The organism is Apibacter sp. (assembly GCF_025291155.1).
Lineage (GTDB): Bacteria > Bacteroidota > Bacteroidia > Flavobacteriales > Weeksellaceae > Apibacter.
Map to the genome: position 1 here is coordinate 1 of NZ_JAMBJZ010000053.1, position 14,777 is coordinate 14,777.

At 29.6% G+C, this 14,777-nt stretch carries 14 protein-coding genes, 1 other RNA gene and 1 pseudogene; 11 read left to right on the forward strand and 5 right to left on the reverse strand.

The window, feature by feature from the left end; all coding sequences use genetic code 11:
• The 3 genes and pseudogenes from M3Z80_RS06280 to M3Z80_RS06290 all read left to right on the forward strand — a co-directional run.
• Positions 1 to 324: pseudogene (locus tag M3Z80_RS06280) on the forward strand (G-D-S-L family lipolytic protein); the annotation flags it as partial.
• 118 nt (positions 325 to 442) lie between these two features.
• A complete protein-coding gene (locus M3Z80_RS06285; protein ID WP_293918601.1) occupies positions 443 to 1,378 on the forward strand; it encodes a ribose-phosphate pyrophosphokinase in 936 nt (311 codons plus the stop codon).
• Between the two features lie 6 nt (positions 1,379 to 1,384).
• Positions 1,385 to 1,966, forward strand: coding sequence for a 50S ribosomal protein L25/general stress protein Ctc (locus M3Z80_RS06290; protein ID WP_293918602.1), 582 nt, complete (start codon positions 1,385 to 1,387; stop codon positions 1,964 to 1,966).
• Between the two features lie 144 nt (positions 1,967 to 2,110).
• On the opposite strand, the gene M3Z80_RS06295 is transcribed toward M3Z80_RS06290, so the two are convergent.
• Together M3Z80_RS06295 and panC are read right to left on the reverse strand one after the other, a co-directional pair.
• On the reverse strand, positions 2,111 to 3,130 hold the full coding sequence (locus tag M3Z80_RS06295) for a lysylphosphatidylglycerol synthase transmembrane domain-containing protein (RefSeq protein ID WP_293918604.1): 1,020 nt from the start codon (positions 3,128 to 3,130) through the stop codon (positions 2,111 to 2,113).
• Between the two features lie 146 nt (positions 3,131 to 3,276).
• Entirely contained in the window at positions 3,277 to 4,119 is an 843-nt protein-coding gene (gene panC, locus M3Z80_RS06300) for a pantoate--beta-alanine ligase (RefSeq protein ID WP_293918605.1), read from the reverse strand.
• A gap of 104 nt (positions 4,120 to 4,223) precedes the next feature.
• Here panC and M3Z80_RS06305 point away from each other — a divergent pair, with 104 nt between their 5' ends.
• The 5 genes from M3Z80_RS06305 to tssD all read left to right on the forward strand — a co-directional run bounded on the left by M3Z80_RS06305 (position 4,224) and on the right by tssD (position 10,769).
• Positions 4,224 to 5,033, forward strand: coding sequence for a glycogen/starch synthase (locus M3Z80_RS06305; RefSeq protein ID WP_293918606.1), 810 nt, complete (start codon positions 4,224 to 4,226; stop codon positions 5,031 to 5,033).
• A gap of 7 nt (positions 5,034 to 5,040) precedes the next feature.
• Positions 5,041 to 6,555: a DUF4270 family protein gene (locus M3Z80_RS06310; RefSeq protein WP_293918607.1), complete on the forward strand. Its 1,515-nt coding sequence runs from the start codon at positions 5,041 to 5,043 to the stop codon at positions 6,553 to 6,555.
• 54 nt (positions 6,556 to 6,609) lie between these two features.
• Complete coding sequence (gene glmS / locus M3Z80_RS06315) at positions 6,610 to 8,454, forward strand: glutamine--fructose-6-phosphate transaminase (isomerizing) (protein WP_293918608.1); 1,845 nt, start codon at positions 6,610 to 6,612, stop codon at positions 8,452 to 8,454.
• Positions 8,455 to 8,615: 161 nt separating this feature from the next.
• Entirely contained in the window at positions 8,616 to 10,139 is a 1,524-nt protein-coding gene (gene gpmI, locus M3Z80_RS06320) for a 2,3-bisphosphoglycerate-independent phosphoglycerate mutase (protein ID WP_293918609.1), read from the forward strand.
• Positions 10,140 to 10,373: 234 nt separating this feature from the next.
• Positions 10,374 to 10,769 carry a type VI secretion system tube protein TssD gene (gene tssD / locus M3Z80_RS06325; RefSeq protein ID WP_293918610.1) on the forward strand — a complete coding sequence of 132 codons (396 nt, stop codon included), beginning with the start codon at positions 10,374 to 10,376 and terminating at the stop codon, positions 10,767 to 10,769.
• A gap of 22 nt (positions 10,770 to 10,791) precedes the next feature.
• Here tssD and rnpB read toward each other — a convergent pair.
• Positions 10,792 to 11,108: RNase P RNA component class A (gene rnpB, locus M3Z80_RS06330), an RNA gene on the reverse strand.
• Positions 11,109 to 11,187: 79 nt separating this feature from the next.
• Between rnpB and truB the strand changes: the two genes are divergently transcribed.
• Positions 11,188 to 11,862, forward strand: a complete 675-nt coding sequence (gene truB, locus M3Z80_RS06335; protein ID WP_293918611.1) for a tRNA pseudouridine(55) synthase TruB — start codon at positions 11,188 to 11,190, stop codon at positions 11,860 to 11,862.
• 674 nt (positions 11,863 to 12,536) lie between these two features.
• Here the strand turns inward: truB and M3Z80_RS06340 are convergent.
• Entirely contained in the window at positions 12,537 to 12,761 is a 225-nt protein-coding gene (locus tag M3Z80_RS06340) for a hypothetical protein (RefSeq protein WP_293918613.1), read from the reverse strand.
• A 165-nt stretch (positions 12,762 to 12,926) separates the two neighbouring features.
• On the opposite strand from M3Z80_RS06340, the gene M3Z80_RS06345 reads away from it, so the two are divergent.
• Positions 12,927 to 13,064: a hypothetical protein gene (locus tag M3Z80_RS06345; RefSeq protein WP_293918615.1), complete on the forward strand. Its 138-nt coding sequence runs from the start codon at positions 12,927 to 12,929 to the stop codon at positions 13,062 to 13,064.
• A gap of 30 nt (positions 13,065 to 13,094) precedes the next feature.
• Positions 13,095 to 13,217, forward strand: coding sequence for a carboxymuconolactone decarboxylase family protein (locus M3Z80_RS06350; RefSeq protein ID WP_293918619.1), 123 nt, complete (start codon positions 13,095 to 13,097; stop codon positions 13,215 to 13,217).
• Positions 13,218 to 13,650: 433 nt separating this feature from the next.
• Here M3Z80_RS06350 and M3Z80_RS06355 read toward each other — a convergent pair whose 3' ends face one another.
• Positions 13,651 to 14,430, reverse strand: a complete 780-nt coding sequence (locus M3Z80_RS06355; protein ID WP_293918617.1) for a DeoR/GlpR family DNA-binding transcription regulator — start codon at positions 14,428 to 14,430, stop codon at positions 13,651 to 13,653.
• Positions 14,431 to 14,777 lie beyond the last annotated feature (347 nt).

The following is a 14,777-nucleotide window of genomic DNA, read 5'->3' on the forward strand; positions in this document are numbered from 1 at the left end:
GATAAAGAGATTATTAATATTAGGGAAGCAATAAAAGCATATAACCATATAATTGAAAATCTTGCGAAACAGTATAATTTAGCCTATACAAATATTCAATCATTGGTTAGCCAATTAAAAACTAAAGACGGGGTTATTTATGATGGAGTAAATTATACCAATCAATTTATAACAGGGGGATTTTTTTCATTGGACGGCATTCATCCCACAGGAAGAGGATATGCTTTTATAGCTAATGAATTTATAAAAGCTATAAATCAAAAGTATGGTTCTAATCTTCCGTTGGTAAATCCAAATATATACCAGTCAGTTAAGTTTCCTTAAAGATAAAGCTTTTGCGTAAAAAACTGAACAAATTTTTGTTCAGTTTTTTTATAGAGTGAGTAAAAAAATCATAAATTTGCAATACTCGTTTTCAGAAAAATTTTTTTAACACATATAAATGATTCAACCAGTCCATATTTTCTCGACTAGAGAAAGTGTTTCTTTAGCAGAAAAAATATCACAAAGTTATGGAATGCCTTTAGGAAAAATGAGTTTCTTTGATTTTAGTGATGGTGAATACCAACCTTGTTTAGAAGAATCTGTAAGAGGATCCAGAGTTTTTATTATAGGCTCTACTTTTCCACCAGCGGATAATTTAATGGAAATGTTGTTGATGATAGATGCCGCTAAAAGAGCATCTGCAGATAAAATCACAGCAGTAATTCCCTATTTTGGTTTGGCTCGTCAAGACAGAAAAGATAAACCTCGTGTTCCTATAGGAGCAAAATTGGTAGCTAATTTATTAACTGCTGCTGGAGCAACGCGTGTTATGACAATGGATTTACACGCAGATCAAATTCAAGGATTCTTTGAAATTCCGGTTGATCATTTATTTGCTTCCGCAATATTTATAAATTATGTTAAGTCATTAAAATTAGAAAACTTAACTATTGCTTCTCCTGATATGGGGGGGGCAAAAAGGGCGAGATCTTATGCTGGGTATTTAGATGCTGACGTAGTTATTTGCTATAAAGAGAGAAAAAAAGCTAATAATGTTGATTTTATGACGTTGATTGGAGACGTAAAGGGGAGAAATGTGATTTTAGTTGACGATATGATTGACACTGCGGGGACTTTAACAAAGGCGGCTGATATACTCATGGATGCTGGAGCTACCAGTGTTCGAGCAATGGCAACTCATGCAATTTTTTCAGGAGCTGCATATGATCGAATAAATGATTCTAAATTGGAGGAAGTGATTGTAACAGATTCAATTCCGTTAAAAAATACTTTCGTAAGTAAAATAAAAGTACTATCTTGCGCTCCTTTGTTTGGAGAAGTGATGAACTTAGTACACAACAGAGAATCAATAAGCAAAAAATTTATAATGTAATATTATATGAAATCAATTACAATTCAAGGAGAAAAAAGAGAAAGCGTAGGCAAGAATTCATCAAAAGCCTTACGTAATGCTGAAAAAGTTCCTTGTGTTGTTTATGGAGAAAAAAATGTAATCCATTTTTCAACTAAAGAAAGAAGTTTTACTAATTTAGTTTATACTCCTGAAGCACACACAGTTACTTTAGAAATAGATGGAGAGAAAATTGAAGCTATTTTACAAGATTTACAATTCCATCCGGTAACAGATAAAATTATACATGCTGATTTTTATCAAATTAATCCAGAAAAATTTGTTACTATGGAGGTGCCTGTAGTAATTACCGGTAGATCAAAAGGAGTTGTAAGAGGTGGAGTTTTACGTGTTAACTTAAGAAAACTTAGAGTAAAAGCACTTCCTGCAAATTTACCTGATGAAATCGTGATAGATGTAACTTCTTTAGATGTAGGAAATAAATTTGAAGTGTCTAAAGTTGAACTAAAAGATTTTCAAATATTGCATCCGGCAAATACAGTAATTGCAGCAGTGAAAACTTCAAGAAATGTTAAAGCTGCATCTGCGGATAGTGATTCAGAAAGTTAAGAATTATCTTGTTTTCAAACTAACAAAAATATATAGTTTCTATATCAAGCATAATAAAAGCTGTTCATTTGAACAGCTTTTTCTATTTTATAAGCAATAAATATTTTAATTAAGAGAACAGTTTTAAAATATATTAGTTTACTCTCATATTTTTTCTTTATTTCTAGCGAGCATTATCACTGAAAGTAATCCCATAATAATCATCAATACCATTTGTAAGCTGTGAGCAAGAATTGCATATGAATAACCTATTTCTTTACCCTCATCAGTAGACTTTCCATACTGTAAATATAAAGCTGAAAAACCTAGCATCATAGCAAGATGAAATGCGCCAATTCCACCGGATGCAGGAACAAGCATTCCTAAAGTTCCAACAGCTAATATATAAAAGCCAGTTTGTAAAGGTATTGAAGAAGTCTCAGGGAGTGCAAAGACCACAAGATACGAAGCAAAAAAATAGCATATCCAAATTCCAAAAGATAAAAGGATGAATTTCATTCTTTGTTTTAATTTGAAAACAGAAAGTAAACCATTCCAAATACCATTTAAAAAAGAAAATATTTTTTTAGTTATTGATAATTTTAGTAATTTTTTTCTAAATAGATAGAGTAAAATACCGCAAAGAATAATTATACCGATAAATACGTAGTAGAAAGTATAATTTTTTTCAACTTCATGGGGTTCGTTTTTACCTAATAGATCAAAAAATGATAATAGAGTAGAATAATTAAATAACAATGCTAAAAGAATAAAAAATATCATAAAGACAAGATCAATAATTCGTTCAGTTACTATAGTGCCAAATGAATTAGTGAATGGTACTTTCTCAACACTTTGTAATGCGGTTGCTCTACCAATTTCTCCCATTCTAGGAATTCCTAAATTTAAAAAATATCCAAAGGAAAGAGCCCATAAAGCATTCGAATTTTTAATCTTATAGCCCATAGGCTCTAAAAGTAAATTCCATCTAATAGCTCTAATCCAATAGGCCCCTAATCCGAAAAAGGCCGCAACGCTTATCCAAAAATAATCAGCTTTTTTAGCAGTTAATACAGTTTTTTCAATGAAATCTCCACCTAAACTTTTTGAAACTAAAAACATTAATATACCAGCAATTAATATAGAAACGAAAATTGTTAATATACTTTTAAATTTTTTATTCATAAATCAAATTACATATTTATATGGTATTATATTCCCTAAAATAATATCTAAAAAAATAATATGTTAACACTAATTTTAATTGGTTATTTAATTCAATATAAGATAATTAAGTTGAAATTAATTATAACAATAAAAAAAAAATAATTTTAGCGTATTTGGAGATTATCAATTAATCGGATATCTCCTGCAAATACAGCAATAAAAGCTCTATAATTTTTGCAGTCGTCAAATGTATTTGCTGTTAATAGTGTTTCTTCATTAACAATTGTAAAATATTCCAGCTTTAAATCTGTATTTAAATACATTTTCTCAATTTTTGAAACTACCTTTTGAGGAGTATAGTGAGAAGATAATTCTTTAGCTTTTAATAAAGATTGATAAATAAATATGGATTTTTTCTTAAAATCAGGAGTAAGTCTCATATTACGAGAGCTCATTGCTAATCCGCTTGATTCACGAATAATAGGCATACCAACAATTTCAACTGGTAATTTTAAAGCACGAACCATATGTCGTATAATTTGTAATTGTTGGAAATCTTTTTCACCAAAATAAGCTCTGGTAGGATTTATTTGCAATAATAAACGTTTGACAACTGTTGCCATTCCTTGGAAGTGCCCCGGTCTAAACTCTCCTTCCATAACTAAATCCAAACCATTCATGGCTATTGTATCACACTCCAAACCATTAGGATATAAATCCTCAACTCCTGGTAGATATACAGCGTCACAACCTACGCTTTTTAACTTATTTATATCATCTTCGACAGTTCTAGGATATTTTAACAAATCATTTTGATTGTCAAATTGTGTAGGATTTACAAAAATACTTCCTATTGTATATTGATTATCCTCAATAGCTCTTTTAAAAAGAGATAGATGCCCGTCGTGCAAAGCTCCCATAGTTGGAACAAACCCTAGGGATAAATTTTTAGCGTTAATGTATTGGATAAAATCAAATAACTCATTTCTGGTTTTTAATATTAACATATTTTAGCTTTTTGTGACAAATGTCAGGGTTTAAAATGCAAACTTACTACAGTTTGATTAATTTTTTGTAACTTTGTTAAATTATAATCAGCCTTCAATTTATAATGAGTTCAAAAAGAATACTTCATGTTACTTCTGAATTAGTACCGTATTTTGACGAAAATCCAATTTCATCAGGAGTTTACAATTTAGCCAAACAAATGTTTGCACAAGGAAATGATGTTAGAATCTTTATGCCTAGATTTGGGCAAATAAATGAAAGAAGATTCCAGCTTCACGAGGTGATCAGGTTATCAGGTATGAATTTGATTATAAATGATCTTGATCAACCTTTAGTTATTAAAGTTGCCTCACTTCCTGGAGAAAGGATGCAAGTGTATTTTATAGAAAATCATGAATATTTTAAAAGAAAATCGCCGTATAAAGATGAAACCGATGAGTGGTTTGAAGATAATGATGAACGAGCTGTTTTTTTTACAAAAGGCGTTTTAGAAACTATAAAAAAATTAAATTGGATACCTGATATTATTCATTTACATGGATGGATGGCAAGCTTTTTACCAATTTATTTAAAAACTAATTATGCTAATGATGCATTCTTTAGTGATATAAAAGTTATTACATCTGTTTATAATCAAGGAAGTAACGGGACATTTAGTAGTAACCTTAAAGATATTTTGGAATTTGATAATATTAATACTAGCAAATTAAAATATTTAATTGATAATAAATATGTTAGTATTATTAAAGAAGCTATGAAAGATTCGGATACTATTGTAAAAGGTGAAGAAGTTTTAATTGACGAATTGGAAGATATGTTCAAGCAATTGAATAATCCTAAATTTAATTTTATTCAAAACGAAGATGTCAAAGAAATTTATCACGTTACAAGTGAAATAAAGATCCAAGAGTAAAACAAATATGAAAATACTTAAATCAAAGATAAAGTTATTTTTTTTATCCTTACTGCCTGCATTTATTTTATTAAGTTGTGAAAATGATACCACAGATGTAGGAGCAGACCTTATCCCAGGGAAATTAGAAGGGAGAAATACATTCGTAGATTTAGTGGCTTATAATGTTTATAATAACGATACCATTAGGGCTGATTACAACACTTTGGGTAGTGGTTTAATAGGTGTCTATGAAGATAATACTTTTGGAAAATCCAAAGCATCCTTTGCTATACAAGTACGGTTAAGTGTTTCTGATGAAATAAAAGGTAAAATTCAGAAAGTAGATTCTGTTATATTAAGCATTAATCCGCCATTTAATGCATCTTCCTACAAAGAAAGAAAAATCGTTCTAAACCCCGGAAGTTCAAGTGGAATAGATACCATTAAGTATGTTAAAAAATATACATTAGCATCTTTTTTAGGTAAATCCGGTAACGCTATGGCAGTGGATGTAAATAGAATAAATACCTTTTTAAAGTCAACCTCATCAAAGTTCTATTCAAGTGAAACAATTGATATAGGCGATAAATTGGGAACTGCGGTACTCGGTGATTCCTTAACTAGCATTTCAGTAAGAACAAGTGAGGGAACGGTTATTACAGAGCCTACGACGGCAGGTTATAGAATTAAGCTAGATCCCGATTATTTCAAGGAACACTTCTTTGGTAAAAAAGGAAGTGCCGATATAAGTGATAATTCCAGATTTATTCAGTATTTTAAAGGGATAAAAATACACCCTATTGATGAAAACTCAAAATTTATGTTTAACTTCCCTGTTAATAAAATGACTCTGGTAGCTTACTATAAATATAAAGAGAACCCATCAGATAGTTATACCACTGCGACATATTCATTTTCAATGAATTCAGCATATAACTCTGTGGTAGGAGAATATAATTTTTACCATCGTAATTCAGCTAGTTCTCAATTTATGGAACAAATGAATAATCCGGATAAACAAAATGGAGAATCAGTATTATTTTTGCAAGGTATGGGGGGACCATCTATTCATATAAAATTAAACGACTCACAATTAGAGGCGATTAGAGATTCTATACAAAATCATAATTGGGCTATAACAGGAGCAAAATTAAAATTTTATCTTACGGAAAATGTTTCATCCAAACCGGATTATATTTATGGTTATAATTATACTCAAAAAAAGTTTTTGCCTGATCTAACCTATTATTCTGCTATAGCAGGCTACTTCTTCAATCCAAAGTACGATTTTGACTCTAATCCCCAATATTACACGCTTAATATTACCAAGCAGATTAAAGATATTGTTGAAAAAAATAAGCCTAATGATGAAATATTAGTTGAAATGGGTAATTTCATTTCCCGTTCAACAAATAGCAATCAATATTTAGGATATACTAGGACAACTAGAGCTTATGAACCGTTTCGCTTAACGTTTTATGGAAATAAAAATTCAGGAGATAAAAAGTTAAGACTTGAAATATTATATACTAAAAATTAAAGTATATATTTCTATATAAATAATAAATATTAAAAATATTAAAAATATTAAAGTATGTGTGGAATAACTGGATATATCGGATATAAAATAGCCTATCCAATTATATTAAACGGTTTAAAAAGGTTAGAATACAGAGGATATGATAGTGCTGGAATAGTTTTAAATGAAAATGGTACTTTTAAACTAAGAAAAACCAAAGGTTCAGTATCTGATTTAATAGCAAAATGTAAAGATTTAAATTCTGAAGCAACTGTAGGAATCGGTCATACAAGATGGGCTACCCATGGTGTACCCAGTGATATTAATGCACATCCTCATATATCAAATAACGGAAAAATTGCAATAATACATAATGGTATTATTGAAAATTACGGAACTTTGAAAATAATGCTTACTTCCAAAGGATATACTTTTAAAAGTGAAACAGATACCGAAGTATTAGTGAACTTAATACAATATATGCAAGACTCTCAAAAGTTAGATTTATCTACGGCTGTTAGGTATGCATTAAATGAAGTGGTAGGTGCTTATTCAATAGCTGTAATGGAAGTAGATCAGCCACAAGAAATTGTTGTTGCTCGCTTAAGTAGTCCGTTAGCGATCGGTATAGGTGAAAATGAATATTTTATAGCATCTGATGCTTCTCCTTTTATTGAATTTACCAATGAAGTAGTTTATCTTGAAGATGGCGAAATGGCAACCATAACTCTTAAAGGAATAGATGTTTATAAAATTAAGGATAATTCGAAAGTTAATCCTCAAATACATGAATTAAAAACAAGCTTAGAAAAAATAGAAAAAGGAGGTTATGAACATTTCATGCTAAAAGAAATACATGAGCAGCCTCGATCTATTATGGATACAATGCGTGGAAGACTTTTAGTAGATGAAGATATTATCCAAATGGCTGGGATATGGGATTATCAAGAAAAATTTTTAAATGCAGAAAGAATTATAATTATTTCTTGCGGTACTTCTTGGCATGCCGGTTTAGTAGGAGAATATCTTATTGAAGATTTGGCAAGAATACCGGTAGAGGTTGAATATGCTTCGGAATTTAGATATAGAAATCCTATCATTACAGATAAAGATATCGTTATTGCAATTTCGCAATCCGGAGAAACAGCAGATTCGATTGCAGCTTTGAAATTAGCAAAAGAAAAAGGAGCTTTTATTTATGGTATATGTAATGTTATTGATTCTTCCATTGCGCGTTTAACAGACGCTGGTTCCTATACACATGCAGGACCGGAAATTGGAGTAGCATCTACTAAAGCATTTACTGCCCAACTTGCACTTTTAGCTATGATTGCACTTAAATTGGCAAAACACAAAGGAACCATAAGTAAAGAGCGATTTAATAGTCTAATTTTGGAGCTTGAAACAATACCGGAGAGAGTATCTGAAGTAATAAAAAATACAGAAGATCAAATTAAAAAAATTGCTGAATTATATGCCGGTGCTGGAAATTTCTTATATCTAGGAAGGGGATATAATTATCCTATTGCATTAGAAGGAGCGTTGAAATTAAAAGAAATATCGTATATACATGCAGAGGGATACCCGGCAGCAGAAATGAAGCATGGTCCAATTGCTTTAATTGACGAAAATATGCCGGTAGTGGTTATCGCACCTAAAAAAGGATATTATGATAAAATTGTAAGTAATATTCAAGAAATCAATTCAAGAAAGGGTAAAGTTATTGCCATTGTCACACAAGGAGATACCGCAGTTAAAGAAATGGTTACTGAATCAATTGAAATTCCGGATGTATCAGAATGTTTTACTCCGATTTTAACTGTGATACCATTACAACTCTTAGCTTATTATATTGCTGTATTAAGGGGTGTAAATGTGGATCAGCCTAGAAATTTAGCAAAATCTGTAACGGTTGAATAAATTTTGAATAATCTAGTAGTATATAAAAAAGACTTGAGTAGACAAGTCTTTTTTTGTATAATAAATGTTATATTAAAAAAACAATAAAAATCATAAATATTCAATAACTTTAAAATTAAAATAACATATAAAAATAAATTAATTTTACCAAAAAATAAATTATGAATAAAAAAGTAATCTTAATGATTTTAGACGGCTGGGGAATAGCTACGGATAAATCTGTATCAGCAATTGACCATGCTCATACTCCTTTTATGGATAGCTGTTTCCAGAAATATTCTAATACAACCTTGGTAACCTATGGGTTGGATGTAGGTTTACCTAAAGGACAAATGGGAAATTCTGAAGTAGGACATATGAATTTAGGTGCCGGAAGAGTTGTTTATCAAAATTTGACGAAAATAAATCTAGCCGTTGAAAATGAAACCTTAGGTAATGAAGAAGAATTAAAAAAAGCTTTTGAATACGCTAAAAGTAATAATAAACCCGTACATTTTATTGGTTTGGTTTCCAATGGTGGTGTACATTCACATATTAGCCATTTAAAATCATTAGTAGAAGCAGCCAATTCATCTAATGTACCTAATGTTTTTGTACATGCATTTACAGACGGAAGAGATTGCGATCCACAGAGTGGAAAAGGCTTTATAAAAGATACTATTGATTTTTGTAAAGATAATAATGCAAAATTAGCATCTATTGTAGGAAGATATTACGCAATGGATAGAGATAAACGTTGGGAAAGGGTAAAAATAGCTTATGACGTTATGGTAAATGCAGAGGGGAATAGAACAGAGAATCCGTTACAAGCGATACAACAATCCTATGAAGATGGAATTACGGATGAATTTTTAATGCCCATCGTTGTAACAGAGAATAATAAACCTGTGGCAAAAATCCAAGAAGGTGATGTTGTTATATGCTTTAATTTTCGTACCGATAGACCGAGAGAAATTGTTGATGTTTTATCTCAGCATGATCATCCGGAAGTTGGAATTAAAAAATTAGATTTATACTTTGTAACGATGACTGAATATGATGAAACGTTTGAAAATATACATGTTATATTCAAAGAGGACACGATTAAAAATACAATAGGTGAAGTCATAGCAAATGCAGCGATGAAACAAATAAGAATTGCTGAAACCGAAAAATATCCGCATGTGACATTCTTTTTTTCCGGAGGAGAGGAAAAAGTATTTGAAAACGAAAAAAGAATTTTAGCTCCTTCTCCAAAAGACGTTCCTACTTATGACTTAAAGCCTCAAATGGCAGCCTATGATATTAAAGACGCAATTATACCGGAATTAAAAAAGAAAGAAGTTGATTTTGTATGTCTTAACTTCGCAAATGCCGATATGGTTGGACATACAGGTGTATTTGAAGCAGCAGTCAAAGCAGCTGAAGTAGTTGATGAATGTGCAGGAGAAATATGTAAAGCAGCCTTAGAGAACGGTTATACGACTTTAATTATAGCTGATCATGGTAATTCTGATAAGATGAAAAATGAAGATGGATCTCCAAACACCCAACATACAACTAATTTAGTTCCATTAATTGTAGTTGATAATGAAAAATATAACTTAAAACAAGGTAAATTAGGAGATATAGCACCCACAATTTTAACTCTAATGGGATTACCGATTCCTAAGGAAATGACAGGAAATGTTTTAATTGAAAAATAATCAGGAAGAATAAATCAAAAAAAAGAGATATCATGAATATCTCTTTTTTTATTGTTATAAAATATAAACTAATAAAATGTCTTTTTATAAAAAAGCATATTATAAATTAAGTAGTTAAGTCAACCTATAATAGAATATGTAATTTAACAAGCATTTAACGATTCATCAAATAATATGTATAAGCAAATACGTAAATTTGTCGAATTTAAAAAAAAACACTAAAAAATAATTATTATGTCATTTAGAGCACGATTAGAGGTAGCAGGGAGAAAATATAATATTATAAATGTAAATTATTCATTAGCACAAGAAACAGACCCTACAGGAAGACCCTCTGCACAAATCAGAGGTGGTAGAATAGAAGTAACTCTTAAATCCACCAATGAAACTGGATTTTTTGAATGGATGACAGACAGTTGTGAGAAAAAAGATGGAAAAATTGTCTTTGTGAAAAGAAATTCAAATGTTCCATTTAAAGAGTTAAATTTCACAGCTGGATATGTAGTGAAATATAAAGAAAAACTTGATTCATTAGGTATAGGAAGGTCTTCATTTACAGAAACATTTACCATATCAGCAAAGGCTATACGTATAGGGATGGGTGTACATGTAAATGAATGGATAGGATAAAAGTAGTGAAATTTTTATATATAAAAAAAGCAAATCAATAAGCCGGATTTTGTCATTCTCAATATTGAAAAGCCTTGTTATTTATCTAGAATAAGAATTACTCCTTATTTCAATCTGCTTACCCCCCGGCATCGGACGGATAGCCCTTATAAATCCGGTATACATAGCATTGCACCTCACAGAGTTTACCTGATTTCACTACAGCCGAACTGTACTTCCTTTCTGTTGCACTAGTCCTCATTTTACAATGGACGGGCGTTACCCGCTGTGATATCCTATGGTGTCCGGACTTTCCTCTTCTATTATTCATTAATAGAAGCAACAAGGTTGATTTGCTTTTTGCAAATTTACAATAATTTTCAATATTCTAAACTGGATATTATTTGTTGATTATATTTGCTTTTTAATAAAAGAAACAATGAATTTAGAAGATATACAAGAAGGAAAAATATATTTAATAGATAAGCCGTTGGATTGGACTTCTTTTGATGTTGTAAATAAAATTAAGTGGAAAATAAAGAGAAATTTTAATTTAAGAAAAATTAAAGTAGGTCATGCGGGTACATTAGATCCTAAAGCAACAGGCTTGCTCATTGTATGTGTAGGTAAAGCTACCAAACAAATTCAACAGATTCAAGATGCATCAAAACAATATTCAGGAGAAATAAAATTAGGAGTCGAAACGCCATCCTATGATACGGAAACAGAAGAAGTTAATCATAAAGAACTTAGTCACTTACAGGTAAAAGATATTGAAGAAGCAACAAAATATTTTATTGGTGATACAATTATTCAAAAACCTCCTGTATATTCTGCATTAAAAAAAGAAGGTAAAAGATTATACGAATTTGCAAGAAAAGGACTAGCAGTTGAAATACCCTCCCGAGAAATATCAATTTATGATTTTAAAATAACAAAGGTTAAAATTCCTTATGTTGAATTTGTAGTTCATTGCAGTAAAGGAACCTATATAAGATCTTTAGCTCATGATTTTGGTCAGAAATTAGGAGTAGGTGGATATCTTACAAAACTTCGTAGAGAAAAAATTGGGAATTACGAAATTAAAGATTCAGATAACTCAATTTTACTATGAAGATAATGCGAGAAGATAGCGCTAATTAAATCGTTAATTAAGAAAGATAAGCTTATAATTTATAAACAAAATCTCAAAATATAATTATTGAAGAACGAAAATGAAATATGACTAGGTTTATATTTCTCTTACATTAACGGATGTATATATATCCTAGTAAGCGAGTGAGAAGATCCAATATAACCCAACTAATGAGTTTTAGATAATTAATGAAATAACTTTATTGATTATCCATATTTTTATAATTTTATCTTAAAGTAAAGGAATACTCCATATCTGATATATTATCTTTGACCTTGCAACATATTTCCTGTTATGCAGGAAAATTTGACAAAATGGAAGATCCTGAAATCGAATGGGCACATTGACATTCTTTTTTTCATTAGTCTGTTTTACAGAAGGTACTGGCTTATATGTGATCAATCTTGAGGATACTCAATCCAAACAGATGAAATATTTTTTGTAAATCCTAAGCAAATTCATAATTGGAATTGTTCTAAAAGCTGTAAAAGATATATCCTAATCTATTGATTTGTTTTATGAAAAATTGCATGTACAGATAAAATAAATAAATTCATATTGCAAAAATGTAATAGGAACTACAGCTAAACATATATTTATTGGACATCCACTTAATCGAAACAAAACGGTTGTTAATCTAAATCAAACATAATCTAAACGGAATTAGCCCGATTTCTTGTCGAATATTCGCTCTGAGATGTATATTGTGTAAAATATTTAGATAACAAATCAAAAGAAATTACATCAGTATTTTCACCTATCACTTCAGGAGCAATCTCACAATTAAAGGTTCGTCTAAACGGTGCATAAATACCGGCAGTTCTATAACAGATGTAAAAGAAACAATATTGTAAATGTCTGTATATAGAGGATTTCAAAAATCTATTAATGCAATGAATGGTTTGAAGGAAGTTTTAATTAAGCGAAAAGAAAATGGTATTAATGATTTAGAGGAAAAGGTAAACCAAGAAGCAGATGTAATAGATAAATATTCAAAACGCGTATAAACACTTTCACAGCTAGATAGATTGCAGGTGCAGCGAATGGAAAAATCCTATCGTGATTTTTCTCCTGAATTTTTACAATTTATCTTAGAATATGAATATATTGATATTTATTCACGAAATGGTTTAGAAAAGAAGTTTAGACAAATTGCCACTATTGCGGCATTAGCTACCTAAGGAAATGCACTCTAGGAGTTAAAGTTTCATATAAACGGAGCTTTAAACATGGGAGTTACAGAGAATGAAATTAAAATTTTTATGCTGATGATGACTGTTTATGCAGGATTTCCGGAGGCTATAAATAACATGTTTAAAAGAATCGCTAAATGAACGAGCTAATCTTAGATAATTTTTTATTTTTTCGATGAGATAATATTAATAATTCTGATTGGTAATTTTATGCAATTACTTTATAGAAGTTATTATAATTAAATTAGATTAATTTCTTTTAATTCTAAAATAAAAGAAGAAAAAACATTTTTTTCAAATTACTCAAATATAAGTAAGTTAAATGCTGCATAAAATTCATTTTAAGTAGCATTTTAAGTTTTTTCTTAGAAATATGAATTCAGTAATTTTTAAATAAAAAGACTTAGTTGTTAATTAATTTAGAGATAGACATATGTATCTAAATAATATGATATACATTAAATAGGCATAAAATTAAAAGATGAAAAAAATTAGCTGAAACAAAAAATAATGTTTCATCGAATGTATACATTTAAAAATTCAAGTTGATTGAAAAATTAATTTTTAAGATAATTTATTTAGCAATTACAACTTCTATACCTAAATCTTCAAATTTTTCAACATCTCTATTATTAATACCTTGATCAGTAATTAAAACATGAATTTTATCCAGGTCGGTTATTTTACCGAAACCTCTTTTGCTTATTTTAGTAGAATCAGCTAAAACGATAACTTTTTCAGAATTTTGTATCATGAGTTGATTCATTTTAGCTTCCATAGTACTGGAAGTAGAAAGCCCAAAATCAAAATCAACTCCGTCACCACCTATAAATAGTTTACTGCAAGAATAATTACTAATCATCAATTCAGCATAAGGTCCCATAACCGAGCCTGATTTAGTTCTTACATCTCCCCCCAATTGTATTACATCAAAATTGGGATTACCATATAATAACATGGCAGATTTCAATGAAGAAGTGAGGATGGTTAATTTAGTATAATTATTATCAATAACCTGGGCAACCATTTGTGTGGTAGTTCCAGAAGAAATAGTTATAAAATCATTATCTTCAATAAAATTGAGTGCGGCTTTAGCTATTTTTGATTTTTCTTCAACTTGTAAGGTTTCTTTTTTATTAACATGTCTTTCCTTTACAATAAAAGATTCTCTCGTAGCTCCTCCGTGAGTCCTGTATAATTTTCCTATTTTTTCAAGATGAGTCAAATCTTTTCTAATCGTAACTGCTGAAACATTTAATTTCTTACATAAATCAGTTACAGATACATAATGATTAAAATTTAATTCTTCTAGAATTTCCTGTTGTCTTATATTATTAATATTGTTATTCTTCATTGGGCATGTAATAACATTGGGTAAAATAATTATATCTACTTTATAAATGTCAAATTTACGAAAATATTTAAATTATCAGAAAGTAAAGAAAGATTTAGTTTCGTTAATGAAAATGTTGCAAATAAATATGTAAATACTTTAAATTCAGTATTTTGTATATTGTTTTGTGAATGATTTAGGGATTTCATAACAAAATTATTTTAATTTTAATGAAAAAAAAATTTGTTTTATTGTTGTTTAGTTTCGATTTAGTAAATACATTTGTTACGTTTTAAATATTTAAAAACATAAAGTTCATTAAAATAAATAAAAATCAAAACTAAAGATAAAATTAAAGATTATGGATA